Source organism: Alphaproteobacteria bacterium (assembly GCA_037200005.1).
Classification (GTDB): Bacteria; Pseudomonadota; Alphaproteobacteria; order UBA9219; family RFNS01; genus JBBCGY01.
Genome location: JBBCGY010000002.1, coordinates 1 through 26397, shown reverse-complemented (window position 1 = coordinate 26397; position 26397 = coordinate 1). Strand labels below are relative to the sequence as shown.

The window sequence follows — 26397 nt, the reverse complement described above, 5'->3', positions numbered from 1 at the left end:
TCTGAACCCTTGCTGGCCGCGTCACGTCAATAGAACGCCAGCAAAATTTTTTCAAGCGACACGCGCTGCAGGTTAAATAATTTCGTACAATAATTTTATGCAGTATAGATGTTCAAGGTTTCAAATGCACTAAACATTCTTATTTGCTGCGCTGCAATACAGCAGAATTCTTGGGCGTTGCTTGCTGCGGCGCGAGGATATTTACGATTCTCGCAACTCAAGAGCCGGCAGGCGGCTTTACGGCACGGCCTTTGCTGGCGGAGGCTTCTGGGCGCGGCCTGCCGACTCTTGAACTGCGAGGGGGATAACAACCAAATCATTCGGCTTGGCCATATTCAATTGCCGCCGGGCTTCTTCGTCTAAAAGGTCGGCATCGATGCTGTCCGGGCGCAAATGCTTGACCCGCGCTTCGAGCGCCGTGCGCTCTTTTCGCGTCTGAGCCAGATTTTCCTCCGCGTTGTGCTGCTCGTTTCGCAGCCGGAGCATGGCGATAATCCCCCGATCTCCCTGAACCGTCACGTACAGGAAGTAAACGAACAGCATGGCCATGACCAAGGATACGGCCAAGCTGCGGGCATTCTTATCGAACCAGGAACGAATCAAGCCGACCTCGCATTCTTAACCATAATAGAGCGCGATTATTGCCGGCGGAAGTCCCGTTATTTTTACTTTCGCCAACCTCATGATATAAATAATCATGACGGAACGGAGAAAGCGATGACTTCGGCAAAAAATGTATTGGTTGCCTTTGGCGCCGCCGCGACGCTGCTTTTAGCCTCCGGCGCAGCGTGGGCTGAGAAAAAAGCGACCGCGCCCTCGATAGTTAGACAAGAAAAGAATATAAAAATCGTGCACTCGGTAGCGCTGCCGCCCGCCTCCACCGGAAACATCATTGCCGCGCTGTTGCCTGCCCTGGTCGCGGTAGGCATAGGAGTGAAAACGCTGCGGCTTAAAAAAGCTAAAAAACCGGATTCGAGCAAAGGCAAGAATGCCTGCGTTTCTGATAATTCAATCTACAGCGACCCTATCCCGCCGTTGAACGCAGGCTGGGACCATGTCTTCCGCGATGCTATCGTCACGCATGCATGCGATCCGTTGACCAATATGGGATTAAAGCTCCCAAAATCGAACAAGGGCTTCTTCCGCGAATGCACGCCCAAGGAGCGGCTCATTAATCAGAAGGATGCCACGCCCGCTAGCAGCGTAATAAGCGAGCATGACAAGCACCGGGAACGCTTTGATGATGCCGCGACCCACGCAGCGATACGCCGCGCCGTTATCGAAGAATCTCCTGACAGACTGGTGCTGCGCGATCCTCGGACAAACGAGGCGCTGATTACGCTTGTTCCCGATACCGGCCCCATGCTTCCGGGTCAAAAGCCTTTGCCTCTCTTCGCGCCACCGCCTAGCCAGCCTTTCTCAGCCCCCAAGCAGCCGCAGAAACCCGTGCGGCATTTACGCGTTATATCCTCGCAGAAGCCGACGAAAGGCTGAAAAGCCCCCATACTGATCTCAATGATAGAGATTATATAATCGGTCATTTATAGTCGGAAGCATGACCCAGGAACTCTCCACCCTCGACGCGCTGCAGTGGCAGCTTGAAGCTGGCGCCGACGAAGCCATAGCGCTTCAGCCGGGGCTTCAGCATTGGACGGCCGCGCCGCCGCGCTCATTAGGCGCGCCGGTATCCCCTATATTGGCACCGCCCGCGCAGCCGCCCCAAATGCGGCAATCCTCCGCTTCTCCGCCCCCGACACTGATCCCAAGCCGGGTGCAGGCGACGACATTGGAAGCTCTTAAAGAAGAACTTGCCGCTTTCGACGGCTGCGCGCTCAAGCGAACGGCGACCAATCTTGTGTTTGCCGACGGCAATCCTGAGTCCTCCGTCATGCTGATCGGCGAAGCGCCGGGCGAAGACGAAGACCGGCAGGGCAAACCCTTCGTTGGGGTCAGCGGCAAGCTGCTCGACCGGATGATGGGGCATATCGGCCTCGACCGGACGCGATTCTATATCAGCAACGTCATTTTCTGGCGTCCGCCCGGCAATCGCTCGCCCACCGAGGCGGAATTGGCGGCTTGCCTGCCTTTTATCGAACGTCATATCTCAATAATCAACCCCAAGGCATTGATTTTGCTTGGAGGAGTTGCGGCCAAGACCTTGCTGCGGACTACGGACGGAATCACCAAGATTCGCGGCCGGTGGCAGGAATATCGTCCCGAAGGCAAGGCCGATCAAACCATTATGACTATGCCGATATACCATCCCGCATACCTGCTGCGTCAGACCGCGGCGAAACGTCAAGCATGGAATGACCTTCGGCAAGTAAAAAAATTTCTGATTCGGTCTAACTTGCTGAACTGACAGTATAATCGCAAGAATTACCTATTTTTGGTGCAAGAACAGGCTTGCCAATCCCAGTATTGGCGGTTACCCAGCCGTCATGAGCAAAGCTAACCCCCACGCGGTTCGTTTCGGGATTGATGTCGGACTTGTGACCGCAATCCTGATCTGCCTGATACTGGCAACGAGTACACGAGTTGCGTCCGCCGATATTTGGCCTGAACTTGGCGCACAGAGAATTGCTCTTGCGTCGACGCAATTCAATTTGCCGCATAACGATGGCGACATGGCTGCGCCCGCGCTTGTGCAGCGCTTCGCGCAAATCATCAAAACTTACGGCAATGATAAACCGGGCTACGGCAATCTGACCGGTTTGACGGTGCTCTCGCACGATGATGAAGCGCTTTACCGGCGAAGCTTCGCCGCCGTGCGCCACGGCCAGTTCGCCAAGGCCGAAGACCTGCTCAAAGAGGTGCGCGATCCCCTTCTCGCTGGGCATATACGCGCCGAAAAGTATCTGTCGCGCCAAAACCAGAACAAACCCAATTATACGGACATGGCCGTCTGGCTCACGAAACATAATGATTTGCCTCAGGCCGGGCGGATTTACGCTTCCGCTTTGAAATTAAAGCCGCAAGCCGCTTCGGAACCCATGGCCCCTGCCCCCCAAACGCTCACCAAGGGCGCGTTGGCGAATACCGGCAGCGATCTGAAGATAGGCATCGACTCTGACACTCTCGACGATGCCGACAAACCTAAAGCGGAAGCCTTCAACCGCCTGCTGCGGCGGGGCAAGCTGGCGGAGGCCGAAAAACTGCTGGAGCGGACGCGCAAGGACAATAAAGCCCCTAAAATGCTGGCCCAGGCGGAAGCCGCCCTGGCGGCCACGGCCTTTTTCGCGGGCGATGATCGCCGAACCAAGAATCTCAGCGCATCGACCATCAAAACCGTTCCGCTGGCAGGATGGATTTCCGGCCTGCGCGCCTGGCGTCTTCGCGATACCGCCCAGGCATCCCTTTATTTCAGCCAGTTTGCCGAACATCGAAATCTGGGCGACTGGGATCGCGCGGCGGGTCATTTCTGGCATGCCCGTGCCTTGACGCGCCTGGGCGACGTGGCCGGAGCCCATGAGGCCTTGGCGAAAGCCGCCGCCTATCCGCATAGTTTCTACGGGATGCTGGCGCTGGCCCAAACGGGACAAAACATCGATTTTTCGTGGGAAACGCCCTCCCTCACCTCCGGCGGCCTGCGAGCCATCGCCGCCGCCCCGGCCGGACGTCGGGGATTGGCACTGCTCCAGGTCAATGAGCCTGAACTGGCGATGGCGGAACTCCTGCGCATACGGACCAAGGGCAATCGCGAACTGACTCAAGCCCTGGTCGCCCTCGCGCATGAAGCCGGCCTGCCGGCATTTTCGCTGGCCTTGGGCAGCGCGCTGAAAACCGCCGACGGCAAATTGTTCGATAGCGCCTTGTATCCTTTGCCGCCCTGGCAACCGCGATCGGAACAAGCGGAAGACCATGCCCTTATTTACGCCGTCGCACGGCATGAATCCGGCTTCGATCCGGAAGCGATCAGCCGTCGCGGCGCTCAAGGATTGATGCAGCTCATGCCCCGCACCGCCGGAGGCATGACCGATGCCGCCATGCGCGGCAGGAACGTCAATCTGTTCGATCCCGATTATAATATAACGCTTGGCGCGCGCTATATCCGCCATTTGGCCGATCATCCGGGGATCGATAATAATTTGCTGTTGATGGTCGCGGCTTATAATGGCGGGCCGGGCAATATCGCGCGCTGGCGCCGGGCCGCAACTCACGGCGACGATCCGCTGACATTCATCGAGACTTTGCCGGTGCACGAAACACGGGACTATGTCGAAAACGTGCTTGCCAGCTATTGGATGTACCGCGCCCGCATGGATCAATCTCAGGGATCGCTGCGCGACCTCGCGGCTGGAAAATGGCCTTATTTCGCCACGCCGCAACAATTCGAGGATCGGGAAACCGAATCCGCCTCCCTCACCCAACCTGCTTTCAAGATTGCCAGCAAATAGTTGTTGTATAATCGCAACGATTAATACTTTCCAGGCCGCCTTAATCTCCGCTCAACCATTGGTTAGGTTTCCGTTAGCCATCTTCGTGCATTCTGGTGCGCTCGGAGTTAGGAACGGCCGCCATGTTTGATATGTTCTCGCATAAGGGCGTACCGCCGGTTATCGCCAGCCTGTTGGCGTTTGCCGTGGGAATCATGACTCCGGCCGCAGCAATGGCGGCGGATACGGGAAATTCGACGCTCAGCTTGCGCCAGGCCCTATTCACGAATAACCAGAAGCCCCTATTCGCCAGAGACGAGCATCAGGGCTTATCCCAACGCCTATCCTTGACCAGCAGCAGCTTTTCCGGTCGCGCCTCGGGCAACGATCCCAGCGCCGGACACAGCCTTGCCGGCCTCGGAGTCCTCGGGCAAAGCGGCGACCGGCTGGCCGAACTGGAAGGCGACCAAAGGGTCTTCGCGCTGCTCATCGACGGCAAATACGATTTTTCGTTCGATTTCGGCACCGGACTTGCGCTGCATCCCTATATCGGCGGCGGCTTGGGCATGGCGGTTTATGAAGCTTCGTCGAGAAGCGGCCTCAGCGGGGACGGCGAATCGGTGCCCCTGTTCCGCCTCACCAGCGGCGTGACCTACAAGCTCGGTCAGGATTGGGATTTATCGCTCAACTATAAGGCCGGATATAGCGGCAGCCTGTCCGGCAGCAATGTTTTCACCGGGCGCGATCAGCAGAAAGTCGATCTGCACTCGCTCGATATGGGACTTAAGTTAAAGTTCTAAAAATGCTTTGATGTGATAGACTTTTATCTTCGCTATCCACAATCGCAAGCTCCATGCCCCCCTGGTGGTCCCCTGAAATCTTCGCCCGCAAAATGCCTGCGCTCGCGGCGCGGCAGAAGATAACGCAAGCGGTCAGGCAGTATTTCGCCGCGCAAGACTTTCATGAAGTCACGACGCCCGCCTTGCAAGTCTCGCCGGGGCTGGAGGTTCATCTCCACGCTTTCGAAACCGCGTTTAACGATCCGCATGGCGGCGCGCCGCGCGCGCTCTATCTGCATACCAGCCCCGAATTCACGATGAAGAAGCTCCTGGCCGCCGGGATGCCCCGTCTTTACCAATTGGCACAGGTTTACCGCAATAACGAGCGATCCTCGCTGCATCATCCCGAATTCACGATGCTGGAATGGTATCGCGCCCATGCCGGTTACCGCGACTTAATGGAGGATTGCGTCGCTCTGGTGCGCGCGGCGGCGACGGTTTGCGGCAAGACTTCCCTTGTCCATCAAGATATATCCTGCGATCCCTTTGCCGATTGGGAAGTGTTGACGCTGCCGGAAGCTTTCCGCCGCTATTGCGCCATCGACCTGCTGGCGACCATGCCCGCGCCGCACACTGGCGATACCGAACGATTGCGCGCCGAAGCAGCGCGCCTGGAAATCCGCACCGCGCCGGACGACGACTGGGACAATATATTTTTCCGCATTCTCGGCGAACGCATCGAGCCGCATTTGGGGAAAGACCGCCCGGTTTTTCTGACCGATTATCCCGTGAGCCAGGCGGCGCTGGCCCGCCCCAAGCCCGAAGAGCCGCGCCTCGCGGAACGCTTCGAGCTTTACTTGTGCGGGGTAGAAATCGCCAATGCCTTCGGCGAGCTTACCGATCCGGACGAGCAGCGCCGCCGCTTCGCCGCCGACATGGATGCCAAGGAAAAACTCTATGGCGAGCGTTACCCGCTCGACGAGGATTTCCTCGCCGCCCTCGCTCACATGCCGCCCGCCGCGGGCATCGCTTTAGGATTCGACCGCTTGATCATGCTCTGCACCGGCGCGGCACATATCGAAGACGTGCTTTGGGCGCCGGTGGCGGGATGATTTCTATTCCCCCAGCGCCGCGAGCTGGCGCGTCGCCAGCGTAAGCATGGCAAGGTCGGGATTATTGGCCGCGCGCAGTTCCTGCACCGTCTGTTCCGCCGCCAGCCGCCGCGTTCCCAGCTGCTGCAGCCAGCGCTGGTAACGCGCGCCGTTACGGCCTTTTTCACGCAGCACCGAGGCGGTCAATTTCCGCTGCGCGATCAGCATTTCCTCGATCAGCGCGGCGCCGGCATCCCGCTGCCATGAAGACGGCGTGGGCAATTGCTGCGCCCGCTCGCGCAGCCAGGCGAAGCTGAACTGCTGGTCGAGGCGGAAATATATATCGGCGACCTGGGCAATCGTCGTGCGCGACGTTCTGGCAAGGCTTTGCAAATCCGGCGCGGCGGCAAGAAGAGGCAAGGTCGCGATGCGATAGGCCAGATGCGCTGGAACCCCTGCCGCCTTTAACGTCGTCCAATTCTGCCGATGATGATTGCTGAGGCGGTCGTCGCCGTTCCGCGCCAGCCATGAAGCCAGGCCGAGCGCGCCGCGGCGATAATACGGAATCAGCCGGTCGAGCCGGATGCCGCTGGGATGCTCGCGCAGGAACCATGGCGCCAGCCTTTTCACCGCCTGATTGGCGATGAGCTGCATGGCGATCTGGGTCTGGGCGGACACTTTATTGTCGAGCGCCTCGATCTCCTGCCAGATGCCAACAAGGCCGAAAGCTTCGCGCGTCAGCCAATAGGCCTGGGTGATATCGGCAGCGCTGCGCCCGGTGCGTTCGGTGATCCGCATGACGAAATGGATGCCCGCGTGATTGATCAGGCTATTGGCCACCGAAGTCGCGATGATTTCGCGCCGCAATTGATGCCGCCTTATATCCGCGACGAATTTGGTTCGCATGAGGGTCGGGAAATACTGGACAAGCTCGGACTCCAGGAATTGGTCGTCCGGCAAACCCGACGCGAGCAGCTGCTGGAAAAGCCATATTTTGGCATAAGCCAGCAGCACGGCCAGCTCGGGCCGCGTCAGGCCGCGCCCGGCGCGCTGCCGGTCGGCAAGCTCGTCCTCGTCCGGCAGCACCTCGATACGGCGATTGAGCAGCCCGCTGCGCTCGAGCAGCCGCATGACGCGCACATGCACGATCAGCAGTTCGGAAGCCTCGGTTCCGACCAGCGACAGCGCCTGGGTCTGCAGGTAATTATCGCGCAGCACCAGCCTCGCGACGTCGCCGGTCATGGCCGCCAGCAGCTTCTTGCGGGCCGCGGGCCGCAGCGTACCGTTTTGCGAAGCGCGGGCGAGCGCGATCTTGATGTTGACCTCGTGATCCGACGTATCCACGCCCGCCGAATTGTCGATCGCGTCGGTATTGATGCATCCGCCTTTCAACGCATATTCGATCCGCGCGCGCTGCGTCATGCCGAGATTGGCGCCCTCGGCGACAACCTTGACCCGCAATTCCGCGGCATCGATGCGAAGCGAGTCGTTGACATGGTCGCCAGCTTCCTCGTGCCGCTCATCGGCGCCTTTGACGAAAGTGCCGACGCCGCCGAAATAAAGCAGATCGGCCGACGCCCGCAGCATCGCCTGAATGAGTTCCGACGGCGATAACTGATCGGCGGTCAGTCCGTAAGCCGCCTGCATCTCGGGCGTTATCTTAATCGTCTTGAGGTTACGGGAAAAAATGCCGCCGCCCCTGGAAATTAGTTTCGGATCGTAATCCGCCCAGGTGCAGGACTGCTTCGCGAACAGGCGGCGGCGTTCGGCAAAGCTTTTGGCCGCGTCGGGATTGGGATCGCAGAAAATATGGCGATGATCGAAAGCGCCGAGAAGCCTGATATGCTTCGACCGCAGCATGCCGTTGCCGAACACATCGCCCGACATGTCGCCCACGCCGATGCAGGTGAAATCCTCGCGCTGAATGTTCTTGCCCAGTTCGCGGAAATGCCGTTTCACGGCTTCCCAAACACCCAGCGCGGTTATGCCCATATGCTTGTGGTCGTAACCCGCCGATCCGCCCGATGCGAAAGCGTCACCGAGCCAGAAATCGTAATCCGCGGAAATTCCGTTGGCGATATCGGAGAATTTCGCCGTGCCCTTGTCGGCGGCGACGACCAGATACGGATCGTCGCCGTCATGGCGCACGATATTGCCCGGCGGAACGATCCTGCCTTTCACGCGATTGTCCGTGAGATCCAGCAATCCGCGCATCAGGGTGCGGTAACATTCCACGCCTTCTTTTTGCGCATTCTGCGGATCGGGATTTTTGACGACGAATCCGCCCTTCGCGCCGACCGGCACGATGACGCTGTTCTTGACCATCTGCGCCTTCATCAGGCCCAGGATTTCAGTACGGAAATCTTCGGGCCGTTCGGACCAGCGAATGCCGCCCCTGGCGACTTTGCCGCCGCGCAAATGGATGCCTTCCATACGCGCGCTGACGACGAAGATTTCATAAAGCGGCTTCGGCAAAGGCAGGTTATCGATCGCCCCGCAGTCGAATTTGATCGCCAGATAGCTCTTGGGATCACCCGCGGCGTCAAACTGGAAATAATTGGTCCTGACCGACGCCCGCACGAGATTAAAGAGACGGCGGATGATGCGGTCTTCGTCCAGATTGGGCACGTCGGCCAGAAGCCGCACCGCCTCCGCTTCGATCGCTTTGCTTCGCGCGGAATATTGGCGCTGCGCGGCGGGATCGTGCCGCGCCATGAAGAGCGCCACGATCAATTGCGCCAGGCGATGATGCTTGGCCAAAGCGGCGATGATCGCCTGCTCGCTGTGCGGACTGCGAAGCTGCCGGGCGTATTTCGCCAGCACGCGGAGAACATTGACCTCCCGCCACGGCAACTCGGCGCGCAAGACCAGCTGATTGAAGCCGTCATTGGGAATCTGACCCTGCCAGATTTTACGGAACGCATTCTCGAATAAAGTTTTCACGCTGCGAAGCTGGGAGGGAATCGCATGATGCACCCGGCCGATGAAATCATGCAGCCACACGGATTCCGAGACGCCATGCGGTTCGATGACATAAGGCCCTTCGTGGATTTCCACGAAAAGCCCCATATTCTCGATCATCGGCAATACTTGAGACAAAGCGAGCGGCGTGCCGCGATGAAAAATCCTGAGATTGACGATATGAGGAGAATCGCCGCCGTGATGCAGCAGGTTAACGCCTATGGTCTCGGCCTCCATCGTCTCGACGATACCGATATCCTGCAGCGCCAATTCGACGGACGTCGCCTCGCGATAGGTTTGCGGAAACGCGGCATGATATCGTTCGACCAGAATCCTGCCCGCGCCATCGCCGAATACGTCATAAAGCTGGTCGCGCAGCCGGTCGCTCCAGGGACGGGCGATATCGCGCAGTTCCTCCTCGAGAGCCTGCAAATCCACGGCCGGGACGGCGCCAGGCGTCGTCGTCACGGTCATAAAGACGCGGGCCAGGGGGCTGTCGTCGATCCGCACATTGAAATTCTCGGCCGTGCCGCCGAATCCCGCTTGCAGCACCCTTTGGAATTTCACCCGCAAAGCGGACGTATAATAATCGCGCGGCACGTATATAAGGCAAGTGGCGAAGCGCTCGAACGGATCGAGACGCACGAACAGCGCCACCTGCTGCCGTTCCTGCAGCCCCAGAATGCCGATAGCGTGATCGTAAAGCTCGCGTTCGGAAATCTGATACATTTCGTCGCGCGGATAATTATCGAGAATATGGATCAGAGATTTGCCGTCGTGGCTGATCGGATCGAGCTGGGCCTTCGCCAGCACGCGGCTGACCTTTTGCCGCAAAAGCGGGATTTCCCTGGGGCTGCGCGAATAGGCGAAAGAGGTGAAAAGGCCGATGAATAAATGCTCGCCCGCCACATTGCCCTTCTTGTCGAAACGCTTGACGAAGATCGCGTCCATCGGCACGGGACGATGCACGGTCGCGGCGCGATTAGTCTTGGTGACCATCAGCAGCCGGCGCTCCTGCATGAAATTCTGCACTTCCGGCGGCTGCGATTCCAGATCGCTGAGATTATTGAACACGAACACGTCCGGATCGTGCAGCACGCCGCGTCCGCTTCGCGGCGTCACCGCCAATTCGAGCCTGCGGCGCCGCGTTCGCAGTTCAAGCCGGCGGTAGCCGAGAAACGTATAATGATTATCTTGCAGCCAGCGCAGGAAATGCTTGGTTTCCTGCACTTCCCCTTCCGGCAGGGACATGGACTGATGGGCGCTGATTTCCTCGATGACATCGTCGATCAGCTCACGCATCGCCTTCCAGTCGCCGAAGGCAAGCCGCACGTCGCGAAATGCCTGGCGCATATTGTCTTCGAGCTGCCGCAACTGGACAGGATCGCGAATTTCATCGAATTGGATATGCGTGCACGACTCCGCCATGACGCCGGGACTGCCCTTATGCGACGGCTCGACGCCCAGCAGACGTCCCGCCGCGTCGCGCCTGACGCGCAAAACCGGGTGAATGATCTGCTGAACCGGGAATCCGAGCTTGTTGATGGCGCCCATGGCGGAATCGACGATGAAAGGCATGTCGTCATGGATGATTTCCGCGACGCTGCATTTTCCTTTCCAGCCGTCCCGCTCGAGCGTGGGGTTGTAGACTCGCACCAGCATATGCCCCGGCTTGCGCCGCTGCATGAACTGCCAGAAATTGCCGCCGATGACGGCGCGCAGTTCCGGAGGCAGGGAGATCAAATCCTGAGGGCTCAATTGAGCGAAGAACTGCGCCATGAATTCGCGCTGCGCGCTATTCCCGGCCGGATTTTTTCGATGCGCGGATTTCAAAGTACGAGCCACTAGTCAACTACCTACTCTCGCGGTTCCGGCGAAGGCCGGAATAACGGATTAAACGAATGCGATTCTCGCCGAATGAATACCAGAATTCCCATTCCGTAAATAGAGCCGCGCCGTGCGCCGCACAAATCGCTATTCCTCAATCTTTTTTATAACAGCACATCCGCGAGCAACTTGACGTTGAGGGCGATAATCAGGATCGCGGCGCTCCATGCGGCGATAACCGTCACGGGCCTGCTGACGAATTCGCCCATCAGCTTGCGGTCCGACGTCATTTGCAAAAGCGGCACGATGGCGAACGGCAATTGCAGGCTGAGGACGACCTGGCTCAACAGCAGCAGTTTCCCGGTGCCCTCCGCGCCATAGACTATGGTTACGAACGCCGCCGGAATAATGGCCAGCATACGGGTAATGAGCCGCCGCGCCCAAGGCGGCAATCGCAGCTGCAGGAATCCTTCCATGACGATTTGCCCGGCCAGGGTGGCCGTCACGGCGGAATTCTGCCCCGATGCCAGCAGAGCCAGCGCGAATAAGGTGCTGGCAAGCGGCAATCCCAATAACGGCGCGAGCAATTGGTGCGCTTGTTCGATGGTGGTGACTTCATACATCCCGTTTTTATGAAACACCGCCGCGGCCATGATCAAAATCGCGGCATTGATCAGCAGCGCGAGAAACAGCGCGACGACCGTGTCGAAAACGGCGTAGCGCAGCGCCTCTTTTTTGCCGCCTGGCGTCAGGCCGAACTGGCGCGTCTGGACGATGGAGGAATGCAGATAGAGATTATGCGGCATCACGGTGGCGCCGATGACGCCGATAGCGATATAGAGCATCGCCGGATCGGTGAAAATCCGGGTGGTCGGTATCGCCGCCGCCGCGATAGCCCCGAAATCCGGCTTGGCGGCCATGATCTCATATATGAACGAAAAAGCCACGACGCTCATGAGGCTGATCGTGAAGATTTCCAGTTTGCGGAAACCGCTGCGCTGCAGCAGCAGGATCAGGAAAACATCCGCCACGGTCAGGCATACGCCGACAGCCAGCGGCAAGCCGAACAACAGATTGAGCGCGATGGCCGTGCCGATGACTTCGGCAAGGTCACAGGCGACGATGGCTATTTCGCATAACAGCCACAGCGATATATTGACGGCTTTCGGATAACGGTGGCGGCAGGCTTGCGCCAAATCCTGTCCGGCGACGATGCCCAGTTTCGCGCTCAGGCTTTGCAGCAGCATCGCCATGAAATTGGCGAGAATAATGACGGAGATAAGCGTATAGCCGAAACCGCTGCCGCCCGCGATCGATGTCGCCCAATTGCCGGGATCCATATAGCCGACGGCGACCAGATAGCCCGGCCCGCCATAGGCCATCATCTTGCGCCAGAATCCGGCATTCGACGGTATCGGCACCGTGCGGAAAACTTCGGCGAGGGAAATATCGGTCTTGGCGCGCTCTAACATGGGGCCACGATATATAAGTCTGCCATCAGATGGCAATATACTATTATTCTAATGCGCCAAAGTAAGCGCAGCCTGTGTCCCCACATAGATTCCGATGCATAACACCAGAAGGCTGGAAGCATACGGCGCTTTTTTGGCCAGTACGCCAAGAGCCGGCCAATGGCGGGAAATGTGACGCGCGCCGAGCGCGGCGATAACGCCCGACATGACCAGGGTTATGGCAAGTCCCACGCTGAATCCCAACACCAGATAAGCGCCCAGGGCGATTTTCTTCAATTGCAGGCATAGCAGCAGAACCGTAATCGCCGCCGGACATGGAATCAGCCCGCCGGTCAGGCCGAACATGATGATCTGGCCGGTTGTCACGGGCTGGCCGGCGAATTTGCGGATATCCTCGGCATGAGCCGCCTCATGCGCGTCATGGTGATGCTCGTGGGCATGGCTGTGGCCATGGGCATGATCATGGCCGTGTCCGGCGGCATGACCGCCGCCCCGCTGCTTTCTCCAGGCCTGCATCAGCATCCACAGCGCCATGCCGACAATGCACGCGGCGGAGACAAGCTGGAAATAGGGTTCGCTGGTATGCTCATCGAAATTCCGCCCCAGATACATCCCTCCGATGGCGACCGCCCATACGATGGCCGTATGCGATATCGTCGCGGCCAGGCCGAGCAGCACCGCCTGCCTCACCGTGCCATGCACCGCGACGATAAATCCCGCCATAAGCGTTTTGGAATGGCCCGGCTCAAGCCCATGCAAAGCGCCGAGAAGGATCGCGCTCGGCAGAAACAGCCAGCCATAGGCCGCGCCTTGCTGGATAAGATCGGAGAGATCGGGCATGAGATTGTTATACTCCAATTAAGCGCTGGCGAGCTATGAATTTAGACTATAATGACTATAATAAAGCATCGGTCATGCCATGATCGAAAAAACAGCGAAAGCGGAAGCCATGCCTAACATTATTCCGGAATTTTCATACCCCTTTGAAGTCGATAAGATTCCTCCCGGCGGCAAAGACCTTACGATTACGGCGACCCCCGAAGAATGCCAGGCGGTGGCCGAACGTTTGAGGCTCCTCAGTCTCAAGAAGCTATTGGCAAACCTGCAACTGCGCCGCATCGACGACAGCGCCATGATCATGGTCACCGGGAACTTCGCCTCCGACGTCGTGCAGCAATGCGTCGTGACGCTCGATCCCGTCCCGGCGAACCCCGCCGGAGAAATATCCGGTCTGTTCGCGCCGCCTTCCATCATTAAAAAAGAAGACGAAGAAGACGGCGAAGACATGATCGATATCATGGCCGACGAAGTCGAGCCCATCGTCGGCGGCATCATCGATCTTGGCGAGCTGGTGGTTCAGCATCTGGCCCTGGCGCTTGACCCCTACCCTCGCAGTCCCGGAGCAAAACTTACCGAACCGCCCCCCGCCAGCAATCAGAACCAGCGCATAAGCCCTTTTGCCAAATTGGCCGATTTAGTTAAGGATAAAGAGAAGGATAAGGACAAATAATAAGCCGTCTTTTCCTTAACGAATAGAAATCAAAGGGTTTTTCAGCCTTTGCCGCAAAAGCCGGAAAACAACAACCGCTTTGAAAACAAAGGTTTTCTCTTGCCTTTGCCGAGAATTCTTCATAGAAAGACCTACGCGCACCGAATTTGAACGGGCGCGTTATTTATTTGGAAATCGGGTAGTACCATGGCAGTTCCTAAAAGAAAAACCTCGAAATCAAGGCGCAACATGCGCCGTTCGCACCATGCGATCAGTGCGGGCAAGCATCAGGAATGCCCGAATTGCGGCGAAGCGAAGCGGCCCCATTTCGTCTGCAGCGCTTGCGGCTATTACGATGGCCGCGAAGTGACCAGCGCCAAGTCCGCCGCTTAACGCAGCCGCGCGCATGTCCAACCGCACCGTAATCGCGCTCGATGCGATGGGCGGCGACCGCGCCCCCGAGATCGTCATTGCCGGGGCGGCGCTTGCGGCGGAGAGGCATCCGAATATTTCCTATCTGATGTACGGCAACGAGAGCGTTGTCGCCCCCATCCTCGCCCGGTACGCGCCGCTTAAGGACATCGCCGAACTGCGCCACGCGCCCGACAGCGTGTCCGCCGACATCCGGCCCTCGCTTGCGTTGCGGCAGGGACGCAATTCCAGTATGCGTTACGCTCTCGACGCGGTGGCGAAAGGCGACGCCGCCTGCATCGTGTCGGCAGGCAATACCGGCGCATTATTGGCCATGGCAAAATTGGTGCTGAAGACGCTCCCCGGCATCGACCGCCCGGCCATGGCGTCTTTTTTGCCGACGATGGTGGGCGAGAGCGTCATGCTCGACCTCGGGGCTAACGTGGAAGTCGATGCCGAGAATCTGGTGCAATTCGCCATCATGGGCGCGATCTTCGCCAGCGCCATTCTTGGCGTGAGCGAACCGACCATCGGCCTGCTGAATGTCGGCGTCGAAGACATCAAGGGACGCGATGAATTGAAAACCGCGGCGCAGCTGCTTCGCGAGCGCCCGGTTCCCGGAAAATTCGTCGGCTTCGTCGAGGGCAACGACATTCCCGGCGGCCGGGTCGATGTTATCGTCACGGACGGTTTTACGGGCAATGTGGCGCTGAAAACCGTCGAAGGCACCGCCAAGCTCATGGCTCATTTCATGCGCCAGACTTTCCAGTCGTCGCTGTCGGCCAAAATCGGTTACCTCTTCGCGCGCGACGCGCTGGGACGCATGAAGCAGAGAATAGACCCGCGCCGCTACAACGGCGCGATGTTCCTGGGCCTCGAAGGCGTATGCGTCAAAAGCCACGGCGGCGCGGACCATGAAGGCTTCGCGAATGCCATCGGCGTTGCGGCAGACCTCGCGGCACATAATTTTAATGACAAAATCAGGGCTGAACTTGCCCGTCATTATGATCTGCACGAACCGCCCCCTTCTCTGCCCGACGCGGCGGCGGGCCAAGCCTGATGATCACGCGCTCCGTCATCGCGGGATGCGGCAACGCCCTGCCCGCGCAAGCCGTCACCAACGACCAGCTGGCGCAGCGCGTCGACACGTCCGACGCCTGGATTCAGCAGCGCACCGGCATCAAACAGCGTTATCTCGCGGCAGACGACGAAAAGACTTCCGATCTCGCCGTGCGCGCGGCGCGCCAAGCATTGGAGAACGCAGGCATAGACGCTAGCGCCATCGATGCCGTCGTCGTCGCGACCACCACGCCGGATTACACCTTTCCCGCCACGGCGGTTCTGGTGCAGGCCGCGCTCGGCATCGATCGCGGCTTCGCCTTCGACGTCCAGGCGGCGTGTTCCGGATTTATCTACGCGCTGGCGACGGCGGATAACTTCATTCGCACCGGGCAAGTCAAACATGCGCTGGTGATCGGCGCGGAAACTTTTTCGAGATTGGTGGATTGGAACGACCGCAACACATGCGTCCTGTTCGGCGACGGCGCGGGAGCCGTGGTGCTTTCGGCCATGCCGGGCGTAGGCGATAAGAGCGACCGCGGCATTCTATCCACCCATCTGCATGCCGAAGGCAAACATTGGAAGAAGCTTTATACATCCGGCGGCCCAGGCAGCAGCGGAACGGTCGGCAAAGTGGTGATGGAAGGGCAGGAAGTTTTCCGCCAGGCCGTTATCCGTCTCGCCGAAGTGGTCGATGAAGCCCTGCAGGCGAACAACATGCAGCCCGATGAAATCGACTGGCTGGTTCCGCATCAAGCCAACAAGAGAATCATCGACGGCACCGCAAAGAAACTTCACCTGAGTTCGGAGAAAGTCATTCTAACCATTTCCGAACACGCCAATACATCGGCCGCCTCGATTCCGCTCGCCTTGTCCGTGGCCGTGCAGGACGGCCGCATCAAGCCGGGCCATGTCGTTCTGCTCGACGCCATGGGAGCGGGCCTTACCTGGGCGGCGGCGATGGTGAGAATCTGACAATAGGCATGCGATGCCGGGTGTCAGTAAATTTCGTTCAGTAAGTTTCGTATTGATATAACGCGGTATTCTCGCCAGAACATTCCTGTATGTGATTCTCCATATCTGATTCTCGACATTTGACGCCCATCTGAAATGCCTCATACTCCTGGTTTCCATAGATTGATCCGGCTTTTGCTGAAGGCGCAAGCTCTTCAGGGCGAAGCGACTCCTCCGGCTGCCGCGCCGGGCATAACGCGCCGCAGTTTCGTCAAAGGGCTGGTGAGCGTCGGCGCCGCCGGTATCGTCAGCCAGGCATTTCCGTTTACCGCGAAAGCTCTGGCTGCGGCGGGAGGGATTCAGCCCCGCATCGCCGTGATCGGCGGCGGCCTTGCCGGGCTGAACGCGGCCTACCGGCTCAAGCAGGCAGGGTTTTCCTCTAAAATCTATGAAGCCAGCAACCGCCTGGGCGGACGCGTCATATCCCGCGCGGGTTTGGTCGGCGACGATCTCATGACCGATCTTGGCGGCGAGCTCATCAACAGCGACCATCGGGATATGCTGAAGCTGGCCTCCAAACTGAAAATCCCGCTTTTCAACAAAATCCGCGACGCCAAACGGCAGAAATGTCCCGAAGAATGTTATTACTTCGACGGACGCTTGCGCAGCGAGCAGGAAATAGCCTCCGACCTGCTCGGCCTCGCGGTGCGACTGGCAACCGACGCTGCTTTTCTCGACCGGGATTTCAAGAAATACGGGCCGGTGATGGACGCCATGTCGGTGGAAGACTATCTCGACATGCACGCCGATAAAATCCACGCGCCTTATATCCGCACGCTTATCAGAAGCGTCATTCATACTGAATACGGCGTCGATCCCGTGGACTCCTCCGCGTTGCAGCTGATCTACAGCCTGCCCAAGGCCGATGGAAAACATGCCGATCTTCTCGGCAAGAGCGATGAAATGTATACCGTCATGGGCGGCTCGGAGGCGATCATTCATGCGCTGAAGAAAAACCTGGACGGGCAAATATCTTTCCAGAAAGAAGTGCGCGCCATCCGCGCCAAGGACGATGGCTATCGCCTGGAATTCTCGGAAGGCGAACCCGTCGAGAGCGATTATGTCGTCGTCGCCCTGCCCTTCACGGTGCTGCAGGATGTGAGTCTGGACGCTCCGGTGCCCGATAAACTGCAAAAATTTATCCAGACCGCGAAGCTCGGCTCCAATGAAAAGCTCCTTGCCGGATTCAACCACAAAACCTGGCGCAGGGAAAAAATCTTCAGCATGGGATTCTGGAACGACCATGGTTTCGATCAGGTTTGGGACGCCACCCAGCGCCAGCCGGAACAAAAAAGCGGGGTCTTGAATTTCTTCATGGGCGGCAATCGCGTTACGGCGGCGGCCACCGGCGGCGTTCTGGCCTGCGGGGAAAATTTCGTCGGACGGCTCGATCAGATCGCGCCGGGAGCGAAAGCCGACGCCAACGGACAATATTTCATGACGAACTGGACGGAGGGAAGGCTGACGCGCGGCGCTTATTCTTCTTATCGTCCCGGCCAGTTAACCGAATTCAGAGAATATTTCTGGGTCGAATCGGATCACCCCGAGCAAAGGCAAGCAGTTCATGCCGGCAATCTAATCTTCGCGGGCGAACAGTTAAGCGACGAGCATTTCGGCTATATGAACGGCGCCGCCCAGACCGGCAGGCTGGCCGCCGATTTCATCATGCGCAGCCTCATCAAAAGCCGGAAAACCGGTAATTAGGTGAAGCGCCCCCGCTTTTTCTTTCTCTTTGACGGGCTTGCAAGAGAGTATTAGGGTGAGCCGTTATCCGTGAAGCCAACCGGAGTCGCCTTATGGCTGAAAATACCGTGACCCGCGCCCATCTCGCCGAATCCGTCTATCAGGAAGTCGGCCTGTCCCGCAACGAATCCGCCGAACTTGTTGATATCATCCTCGATGAAATCAGCGCCGTTCTGATACGGGGAGACATGGTCAAACTGTCGTCCTTCGGCAGCTTCCAGGTAAGAAGCAAGGGCGAGCGCATCGGACGCAATCCCAAAACCGGCCAGGAAGTGCCGATTCTGCCGCGCAAGGTGCTGGTCTTCCGCGCCAGCCATGTGCTCAAAGACGCAATCAACCGCGGCCTGACGGGCAAAAGCCTGCCGCCTGCCCAGACCGGAGAGGAGGATTAGAGCATGACTATCCAACTGGTTAAGGAAGAACATAGCGAGCCGCTTCCGGTCGTTACGCTTCACAAAGCCGAAGTGAAAGCTCCTGCCGCTTTCCGCACCATTAGCGAAGTAGCGACAGAGATGGCCGTGCCGCAGCATGTGCTGCGTTTCTGGGAGAGCAAATTTTCGCAAATCAGGCCGATGAAGCGTGGCGGCGGCCGCCGCTACTACCGCCCGGAAGATGTCCATCTTCTCAAATACATACAGAACCTTCTTTACAATCAAGGTTACACGATCCGGGGCGTGCAGAAGGTCCTCAAAGAAACGCGCGGCGGCGTCATCAACCGCATCTCCGAGCCGAAAATCCAGGAAGCGGACGGCAAGATCGGCGCACTCGGCCTTCCCTCTCCCTCCAAAGGCACCGGCATTTCTTCGCAAAAGCGCAAAGAATTGCAGGGCTTGCTGGTCGAACTTCAATCCCTGCGCGAGCTGTTGCGGCAGTCGGGGATTTAAGAGTCCTGGATTCAGAAGCTTCCGAATTCTGCCTTCCCCGCTAATAAAGCTTCCAACGGCTGGCCGGCCAGCGTATCGCGTGCGCGCAGAACATACGCAGCCATTAGCGCCAGAGAATCAGGCGCGGTCGGCACGGTTCCGTACAGATTTTTATCGAGAGCGGTCATAAGGGCATCCCGCCCGTCGCCCAAACCTTTTTCATAAGCCGCATAGCGTCCGTAAAAGCCCTCGCCCATCGCCTTGACGCGGCGGGGGATGCCTGTGTCGCCGACGCCCATCTCGCGCAGGCTGCGATCCATGTCGGCACCCATGAAGTCAAAAAGGTGCTGGCTCATCTTGCGTCCTTGCGGCCCCTCGCCGCGCAAACGGAGCATCAGCAGCACCAGATGCAACGCCAGCAAGTCGAATCTGCCGTCGATGGTGTCGGGCACGCCTCCCGCCGTGTAAAACTCCGGACGGCGCGATTGCCCTGACGCTGCACGGTAAAGCGCCGCGACTTCCGGCGCCTGCCATGCGGGGACAAGGCGCAATGCAATCATCTTTTGCCATATACGTCGCAGCAATTTATAGTCCCTCCAACTCCGACTGGTGAATTTAGGAAACAGGATTCCAATGCGCCCGCAACTGATTATGCCTTTGCTCGTAGCCATCCTTGCCGGGTGCAGCCCTACCATTGCCAATCGCGGCAATCTGCTCGATGCCGACCGTATCGCGCAGATCAAAGCCGACACATCGACCCGCGAAGACGTTATCGACAAACTGGGCTCGCCCTCGCACCGCTCCACGTTCGACGATAACACATGGTATTATATCGGCCGCCGGACGGAGCGATACTCTTTCCTTGATCCCGAGGTCACCGACCAGCAGATCATCACCATCCATTTCGACGACAACGGCATCGTCAAGACGATCGAAAAAACCGGCAAGGACGAGATCGCCAATATCGATGCCGCGCCGGGACAGACACCGAGCTTCGGACGGGATACGAGCTGGATTCAAGACCTGTTCGGCAATATCGGCCGCGCCGGAACGCCCATGGCCGGCCAAAGCCGCCGCGGGCGTCCGGAATGACGGTCATGCGCGGCATTATTAGGCCGTAATATAGATCGCCCGGAAATCATTGACGTTGGTGCGCGTCGGCCCCGTGATGAGCAAGGAATCCGTCCGTGAAAAGAACCCGTGGGAATCATTGCGGGCTGCGTAATCCTTGGCTTTGACGCCTTTGGCCAGCGCCCTGGCGAGCGTATCGGGATGCAGGACAGCGCCCGCATTGTCCTCCGTGCCGTCGATGCCGTCCGTGTCGCAGGCCATGGCATGAATGCGCGAGGAAAGCCCCTCGACGGCAATCGCGAAATTGAGAAGAAATTCGCAATTGCGCCCGCCCCCTGCCCTCCCCCTTGACGCTGACCGTCGTTTCTCCGCCTGAAATCAGCACGCAAGGAGCGGCAATCGGCTGGCCGTGCTCAACGGTCTGGCGCGCCATGCCGGCCATCACCAAGGCGACATCGCGCGCTTCGCCTTCGATGGCGTTGCCGAGGACAAGCGGCGTAATCCCATGCCTGCGGGCGAAAGCGGCCGCCGCTTCGAGCGCATCCTGCGGTTTCGCAATCAGAATATTCTCGACGCGCGTGAAACATGGATCGCCGGGCTTGGGCGTTTCCTCCTTGGCCTCGGCGAGATATCTCTCGACCGCCGCGGGAACGGCGATGGCGTATTTGCTGATGACCATCCTGGCGTCGGCGAAACTTGTGGGATCGCCCACGGTCGGGCCCGAGGCAATGACGGAAAGATCGTCGCCCGGAACATCCGAGATCATCAAGGATACGACGCGGCCGCCTTTGACCGCCTGCGCCAGCCGTCCGCCGGAAATAGCCGACAGATGCTTGCGGACGCAATTCATTTCATGAATAGCGGCCCCCGAAAGAAGAAGCGCCTTATTCACGGCGCGCAGATCGTCCATGGTCAGGCCGGGCGCCGGCAGCGTCAGGAGCGCCGAGCCGCCTCCCGAAATCAGGCAAAGCAAAAGATCGTCCGGACCCGCCGTTTCCGCAAGCTGCAGAATGCGCAAGGCCGTCGCGCCCCCAGCATCGTCAGGCACGGGATGCCCCGCCTCGACGCATTCGATCGTCCTGAGGGGAAGACCGTGCCGATAACGGGTCACGACAATGCCGGAATCGATAGTCCCCCTTGTAATGATCCTCCACCGCCTTGGCCATTGCAGCCGCGGCCTTGCCGGCGCCAATGACCAAGGTGCGCCCTTTCGGCGGCTCCGGCAGGAACGGCGGCACGCAGCGTTCCGCCATGACCGGCGTTAGAGCGGCCTGGAACAGGCCTTCGAGAAACTGACGGGGATCGATCGACATGGGGTTCTCGCCGCAAACTAAAAATCGAGGTTAATTTTTTCCCTTGTTGCATCGCAACATCCTTGATCCGCGATAGGATACTTGCGTTTTGTGCGTCTGCGAAGTCAACCGCGCAGTTTCGCAAGTAAAAAAGCACAGATATTTTTGACAAAGTAACATTCCATTGATTAAATGGAAAGGAATTCGATGGCAGAACTAATATATATGTTTTGATATTTCGTGCGCTGAATTTTGATAAAGGAAAATTTAAAGTGTCCCCCAAAACAATATTCCCCGGTATTGCCGGAACGCAGCTTTCAGAACCGCTCGACATCAAAGTCATCGTGCTCGACCTCGATGGCACGCTAGTGCCCACATACAAAACATTGGCGTCTGTCGCCGCCACGCAAGATTCCCTGCAGCGTCAATTCGACGCCGCGGGCGGAGAAACCTGCATGAGCGGCGCCGCATGGCAGAGCCATTTAATGCGCACCCTCGGCATTCAGAACATACTCCACCGTCCGGAACAGGTATTCCGTGAATATATGAGGAGCCTCGATTACGGAAATCCGGCTATCTCTGAAGAACTGGCTACGCTGAAAGACGCAAAAACCTCGGCGCACCAATCTTACGAATTATACTCAGGCGCGGCCGATTTTCTTCGCGTGGCAAGCAAGGCCGGCGTATTCGGAGCCATCTATACCAACTCCCCGGACTCTCATGCCGTGGACCGGTCGAAGCGCGCGGGCCTCGATCCCGACCATCTTAGCGCCTTTTATGCCAAAAAATTATGCGATGAAGACTCGCCGAGCTGGAAAGAAGGCGCGGCCTCATCCAACGGCGGAGGATTCGGCAGAATCGTCATTCCCTACACATATCAAAAACCGGACCCGACGCCGCTGCATGAAATCGCAAGATTGACCGGGGCCAGTCCCGACCAAATTCTCGTGATCGGAGAAGGATTAAGCGATTTGCGCGTTGCGCTAGGCATCGATCCTTCCAAGTCTCGCGAATATGACCCGAAGAGCCGGAACGCGATTTTCTGTTTTCAGGAACATGGCGCCAACGATATCAGTCCCGCGGAACGCGACATCAACAACCAGCTTCGTCCCGGCAAAGAGCTGCTGGGCGCCGAAGCGGTCAATAAGGAAATCGACGCGCTTGGCATCAACGACAGCATTATCCGCCTGCCAAAAGGCTTCGAGACTTTGCTCGATTTGATCGACAGCGGCTTCATACGGTTGAGCAGTCCGGCATTCGTGCCGGTGGTAAAGAACAACCAGCTGACAGCCGGCGATAGCGACAAGCCGGCGCGCAGCAGCCCGCGCGCCTCAAGCCACCCGATGGCGAGCAGCAGCCCCTTCCATGCCCTGCCAAGCTGATTGAACGCAGCGTCTTATTCTGCCGCCGTCTGCTGCTCGCGATGATAAGGCAGCGCAGCCGCGACTTTCTGGATGAATTTGCCGAGATCGGCGCGCATTTTGTCAAAGCCCGAAGCGCGCTGGATCACATCCTCGTCCAGATAGAGCGCCCGGTTGATTTCCAGCTGCAGCGAATGCCTTGCCTGTCCGGGCTGCCCATGGCGGCGTACGATTTCGACGCCTTTATAGGGATCGTTGATGACGACCTTATAGCCTAATCCACGCAGCGCCTCGGCGCACAGCGCTGTGAAATCCGCCGAACAACTCGTGCCGTCGCGGTCGCCGAGCACGAAGTCCGCCGCCATCAGCGATCCGTCATACATTTTCGACGGCATGGAATGGCAGTCGATATGCCACACCGCGCCGAAGCGGCGATGCATGCCATCCAGAATTCTGGCCAGCGCCCGGTGATAAGGATGGTAATATTGCCGCAGCCGCCGGTCGATTTCCTCGATCGCCAGCGGTTCCTTGTAGACCGGCACGCCGCCGCGGCACATCCGCCGCACGAGCCCAAGACCGCCAAGCGTCCGCTCGCTGGGCTGCAATGGTTCAGGCCAGACGCCATCGACGACCGCCGGATCGAGATCGTCGACCGCGCGATTGACGTCGATCAGCGCGCGCGGAAACAGCGCCGTCAGAACCGTCGCGCCATGCTCGACGGCGTTTTCCATCAATTCATCGACATAGGCGTCTTCGGTCTGGCGCAGCAGCGGAAACGGACAGGCGTATTGAAAGTCGCCCGGATAAGTGCGCCCGCTATGCGGCACATCGAGAACCAGCGGCGCCGCCGGCCCTGCCGGATCGTTAACGCGAAAGATGCCCGGGATTTCCATGAAGTGTTCCTTCTTTATCTTCGGCTTCTATCTTAATCTAGATTGTCATTTCAGCCAAGCCTATATGACTCTATTCATAAACATCGCGCCGATGAGCGATGCGCGTTATATCAACTGTTCGAGCGGTATCGTCGATGACATAAACGACGCGGTAATCGCCGATCCGAATTCGATATTCTTTATCGCCACCCTTTAACTTTTTGCATCCGGGCGGACGGGGATTGGCGGCAAGTCCCTCGACATGCGGAAAGATGCGCTCGACAATTTTAGCGGGTAATTTCTGTATTTCTTTATCAGCGCTAGCGGCAAGGCCGACGCTATAGAGCCTATCCATGCAGCTTGCCGCTCTTGACGAGCGCGGCCTTGACCTTGCTGAGCGGAATCCGGCGTTCCTGTTTCCGCGACCGGGAAACCAGAACATCCTCGATATCTTCCCAAAGCTCTTTATGCTTTTTGAGGTCGATCTGAACAGCCACCTTCCGGCCCTTCTCATCCGTTACATATTGAATCCCAACCATCATCTTCTCCCGTTTACCCTAGCGCTATAATAGCATATTGTTTTTCCGGCTGCTAGGAAGCAAACGGGATCCTGGGTCGCGCCCAAGGGCACGCCCCGGTTTGGTGACTTGTCCTGTGGGGTGAGTACGCGCTCAAACCCCCAACTCCCGCGCTTCCAGCCGCTTGATTTCGTCGCGCAGGCGGGCGGCCTCCTCGAATTCCAAATCGCCCGCCACCGTTTTCATGCGTTTTTCGAGATCGCGGATATGGCTGCGCAAATCCTTGCCGACGAGATGCGCGGTTTCGTCGTCGCCCGTCCCGACATCGAGGTAATCGCGCTCGTACACGAATGCAGAATATCGTCGATGGATTTCTTGACGCTCGACGGCGTGATGCCGTGTTCGGCGTTATAGGCTTCTGCTTCGCCCGGCGGCGGCCCGTTTCATCGAGAGCCGCCTGCATGCTGCCGGTGATCCTGTCGGCGTAGAGGATCGCGCGGGCTTCCACATTGCGCGCGGCGCGGCCTATCGTCTGGATCAGCGATGTGCGCGAGCGCAGATAGCCTTCCTTGTCGGCGTCGAGGATGGCGACGAGGCCGCATTCGGGAATGTCCAGCCCCTCGCGCAGCAGATTGATGCCGATGAGCACGTCATACACGCCAAGCCTTAAATCGCGAATGATCTCGCTGCGCTCCAGCGTTTCCACGTCGGAATGCAGATAGCGCACCTTGATCCCCGCCTCGCCCATATATTCGGTCAGCGCCTCGGCCATTTTCTTGGTGAGCGTCGTCACCAGCGTGCGAAAGCCCCGTGCCGTCACCGCGCGGGTTTCCGCCAGCAAATCGTCGACCTGAAACTCGGTCGGGCGGATGACGACCGGCGGATCGATCAGGCCGGTGGGCCGCACGACCTGCTCGGTAAAGACGCCGCCGGTGCGCTCCAGTTCCCATGGCCCCCGGCGTCGCCGAAACGAAAATCGTCTGCGGCCGCATCCGCTCCCACTCCTCGAATTTAAGCGGGCGGTTATCGCGGCAGGACGGCAGGCGGAAGCCGTAATCCGCCAGCGTGGTCTTGCGCTGAAGATCGCCGCGATACATGGCGTTGAGCTGCGGCACCATCGCGTGACTTTCATCGACGAACAGCAGGGCATTAGGTGGAAGATACTCAAACAACGTCGGCGGCGGCTGGCCCGGCGCGCGTCCGGTGAGATAGCGGCTGTAATTCTCGATGCCCGAACACACGCCCGCCGCCGCCAGCATTTCCAGATCGAACTGCGTCCGCTCGCGCAGGCGCTGCTCCTCGATGAGTTTTCCCTGCGCGGTGAATTCCTGCAGACGGTCTTTCAGCTCGACCTTGATCTGCCCGATAGCCTGGGCGAGTGTCGGTTTCGGCGTGACATAGTGGCTATTGGCATAGAGCTTCACTTCCTCCATGACCGCCGTCTTCTCGCCGGTCAGCGGGTCGAACTCGACGATCTCCTCGATTTCATCGTCGAACGTGCTGATGCGCCAGGCGCGATCTTCCATATGCGCCGGGAAAATATCCACCGTGTCGCCGCGAGCGCGGAAATCGCCGCGCGAGAAACCTATGTCGTTGCGCTTGTATTGCAATTCGACAAGCTGGGCCAGCAGCGCTTGCCGCCCGACTTTCTGCCCCTTCGCAAGAACGGCGGCGGTTCCGGAATATGTCTCGACCGAGCCGATGCCGTAAATGCAGGAAACCGACGCGACGATAATCACGTCGTCCCGCTCCAGCAGCGCGCGCGTCGCCGCGTGGCGCATGCGGTCGATCTGCTCGTTGATCATGGAATCTTTTTCGATAAAAGTATCGGAACGGGGAATATAGGCTTCCGGCTGGTAGTAATCGTAAAAGCTGACGAAATACTCCACGGCGTTATCGGGAAAGAACTGCTTCATTTCGCCGTATAGTTGCGCCGCCAGCGTCTTGTTGGGTGCGAGAATAATGGCGGGACGTTGTAGCTCATGGATGACCTGTGCCGCGGTGAATGTCTTGCCCGATCCGGTGACGCCAAGCAGAACCTGATCCCGCTCGCCGCGCTGCAATCCCGCGACAAGCTCGCGGATGGCGGCGGGCTGGTCGCCCGCGGGCTGGAAATCGGATTTCAGGACGAATTTCTTGCCCGCCTCGGGGCGATAGGCCGGCACAACTTCAGCCATAGCGGGGAATACAGAGGACAT

22 protein-coding genes and 2 pseudogenes are annotated in these 26397 nt (G+C 58.6%); 14 read left to right on the top strand and 10 right to left on the bottom strand.

Features of this window, described 5'->3' with window-relative positions:
* Positions 1-237: 237 nt before the first annotated feature.
* Positions 238-603, bottom strand: coding sequence for a septum formation initiator family protein (locus tag WDO70_09685; GenBank protein ID MEJ0063445.1), 366 nt, complete (start codon positions 601-603; stop codon positions 238-240).
* A gap of 114 nt (positions 604-717) precedes the next feature.
* Between WDO70_09685 and WDO70_09680 the strand changes: the two genes are divergently transcribed.
* The 5 genes from WDO70_09680 to epmA all read left to right on the top strand — a co-directional run bounded on the left by WDO70_09680 (position 718) and on the right by epmA (position 6267).
* Entirely contained in the window at positions 718-1494 is a 777-nt protein-coding gene (locus tag WDO70_09680; GenBank protein MEJ0063444.1) for a hypothetical protein, read from the top strand.
* Positions 1495-1555: 61 nt separating this feature from the next.
* The gene (locus WDO70_09675; GenBank protein ID MEJ0063443.1) at positions 1556-2362 is read left to right on the top strand and encodes a uracil-DNA glycosylase; all 807 of its coding nucleotides are present in this window, start codon (positions 1556-1558) and stop codon (positions 2360-2362) included.
* 265 nt (positions 2363-2627) lie between these two features.
* Positions 2628-4397: a lytic transglycosylase domain-containing protein gene (locus WDO70_09670; protein ID MEJ0063442.1), complete on the top strand. Its 1770-nt coding sequence runs from the start codon at positions 2628-2630 to the stop codon at positions 4395-4397.
* A 122-nt stretch (positions 4398-4519) separates the two neighbouring features.
* On the top strand, positions 4520-5176 hold the full coding sequence (locus WDO70_09665; protein ID MEJ0063441.1) for a hypothetical protein: 657 nt from the start codon (positions 4520-4522) through the stop codon (positions 5174-5176).
* A 53-nt stretch (positions 5177-5229) separates the two neighbouring features.
* Positions 5230-6267 (top strand): EF-P lysine aminoacylase EpmA, encoded by a 1038-nt coding sequence (gene epmA, locus WDO70_09660; GenBank protein ID MEJ0063440.1) that lies wholly within the window; start codon positions 5230-5232, stop codon positions 6265-6267.
* Positions 6268-6270: 3 nt separating this feature from the next.
* Here the strand turns inward: epmA and WDO70_09655 are convergent, their stop codons facing one another.
* The 3 genes from WDO70_09655 to WDO70_09645 form a co-directional block, all read right to left on the bottom strand.
* Positions 6271-11052 (bottom strand): NAD-glutamate dehydrogenase, encoded by a 4782-nt coding sequence (locus WDO70_09655; GenBank protein ID MEJ0063439.1) that lies wholly within the window; start codon positions 11050-11052, stop codon positions 6271-6273.
* Positions 11053-11198: 146 nt separating this feature from the next.
* The gene (locus WDO70_09650) at positions 11199-12506 is read right to left on the bottom strand and encodes an Nramp family divalent metal transporter (protein MEJ0063438.1); all 1308 of its coding nucleotides are present in this window, start codon (positions 12504-12506) and stop codon (positions 11199-11201) included.
* 48 nt (positions 12507-12554) lie between these two features.
* Positions 12555-13346, bottom strand: coding sequence for a nickel/cobalt efflux transporter (locus tag WDO70_09645; GenBank protein MEJ0063437.1), 792 nt, complete (start codon positions 13344-13346; stop codon positions 12555-12557).
* Positions 13347-13425: 79 nt separating this feature from the next.
* Here WDO70_09645 and WDO70_09640 point away from each other — a divergent pair, with 79 nt between their 5' ends.
* The 7 genes from WDO70_09640 (at position 13426) to WDO70_09610 (ending at position 19106) form a co-directional block, all read left to right on the top strand.
* Positions 13426-14016: a DUF177 domain-containing protein gene (locus WDO70_09640; protein MEJ0063436.1), complete on the top strand. Its 591-nt coding sequence runs from the start codon at positions 13426-13428 to the stop codon at positions 14014-14016.
* 186 nt (positions 14017-14202) lie between these two features.
* On the top strand, positions 14203-14388 hold the full coding sequence (gene rpmF, locus WDO70_09635; GenBank protein MEJ0063435.1) for a 50S ribosomal protein L32: 186 nt from the start codon (positions 14203-14205) through the stop codon (positions 14386-14388).
* 13 nt (positions 14389-14401) lie between these two features.
* Positions 14402-15466 carry a phosphate acyltransferase PlsX gene (gene plsX / locus WDO70_09630; GenBank protein ID MEJ0063434.1) on the top strand — a complete coding sequence of 355 codons (1065 nt, stop codon included), beginning with the start codon at positions 14402-14404 and terminating at the stop codon, positions 15464-15466.
* Positions 15466-16440, top strand: a complete 975-nt coding sequence (locus tag WDO70_09625) for a beta-ketoacyl-ACP synthase III (GenBank protein MEJ0063433.1) — start codon at positions 15466-15468, stop codon at positions 16438-16440. The genes plsX and WDO70_09625 overlap by 1 nt, the downstream gene beginning before the upstream one ends.
* 162 nt (positions 16441-16602) lie before the next feature.
* Entirely contained in the window at positions 16603-18183 is a 1581-nt protein-coding gene (locus WDO70_09620; GenBank protein MEJ0063432.1) for an FAD-dependent oxidoreductase, read from the top strand.
* A gap of 92 nt (positions 18184-18275) precedes the next feature.
* Complete coding sequence (locus WDO70_09615) at positions 18276-18614, top strand: integration host factor subunit alpha (GenBank protein ID MEJ0063431.1); 339 nt, start codon at positions 18276-18278, stop codon at positions 18612-18614.
* Between the two features lie 3 nt (positions 18615-18617).
* Positions 18618-19106: a MerR family transcriptional regulator gene (locus tag WDO70_09610; protein ID MEJ0063430.1), complete on the top strand. Its 489-nt coding sequence runs from the start codon at positions 18618-18620 to the stop codon at positions 19104-19106.
* Between the two features lie 11 nt (positions 19107-19117).
* Here the strand turns inward: WDO70_09610 and WDO70_09605 are convergent, their stop codons facing one another.
* On the bottom strand, positions 19118-19645 hold the full coding sequence (locus WDO70_09605; protein MEJ0063429.1) for a ubiquinol-cytochrome C chaperone family protein: 528 nt from the start codon (positions 19643-19645) through the stop codon (positions 19118-19120).
* 91 nt (positions 19646-19736) lie between these two features.
* On the opposite strand from WDO70_09605, the gene bamE reads away from it, so the two are divergent.
* Positions 19737-20177, top strand: coding sequence for an outer membrane protein assembly factor BamE (gene bamE, locus WDO70_09600; protein ID MEJ0063428.1), 441 nt, complete (start codon positions 19737-19739; stop codon positions 20175-20177).
* 18 nt (positions 20178-20195) lie between these two features.
* Here bamE and WDO70_09595 read toward each other — a convergent pair.
* Positions 20196-21469 (bottom strand): annotated as a pseudogene (locus WDO70_09595) (glycerate kinase).
* 251 nt (positions 21470-21720) lie between these two features.
* Here WDO70_09595 and WDO70_09590 point away from each other — a divergent pair.
* A complete protein-coding gene (locus tag WDO70_09590; GenBank protein MEJ0063427.1) occupies positions 21721-22830 on the top strand; it encodes an HAD family hydrolase in 1110 nt (369 codons plus the stop codon).
* A 14-nt stretch (positions 22831-22844) separates the two neighbouring features.
* Here the strand turns inward: WDO70_09590 and WDO70_09585 are convergent, their stop codons facing one another.
* The 4 genes and pseudogenes from WDO70_09585 to uvrB form a co-directional block, all read right to left on the bottom strand.
* Positions 22845-23702, bottom strand: coding sequence for an N-formylglutamate amidohydrolase (locus tag WDO70_09585; GenBank protein MEJ0063426.1), 858 nt, complete (start codon positions 23700-23702; stop codon positions 22845-22847).
* Between the two features lie 70 nt (positions 23703-23772).
* Complete coding sequence (locus WDO70_09580) at positions 23773-24036, bottom strand: type II toxin-antitoxin system RelE/ParE family toxin (GenBank protein MEJ0063425.1); 264 nt, start codon at positions 24034-24036, stop codon at positions 23773-23775.
* Positions 24029-24220 carry a hypothetical protein gene (locus WDO70_09575; GenBank protein MEJ0063424.1) on the bottom strand — a complete coding sequence of 64 codons (192 nt, stop codon included), beginning with the start codon at positions 24218-24220 and terminating at the stop codon, positions 24029-24031. Before WDO70_09575 ends, WDO70_09580 begins: the two co-directional genes overlap by 8 nt.
* A gap of 135 nt (positions 24221-24355) precedes the next feature.
* Positions 24356-26376 (bottom strand): annotated as a pseudogene (uvrB, locus tag WDO70_09570) (excinuclease ABC subunit UvrB).
* Positions 26377-26397: the final 21 nt, after the last annotated feature.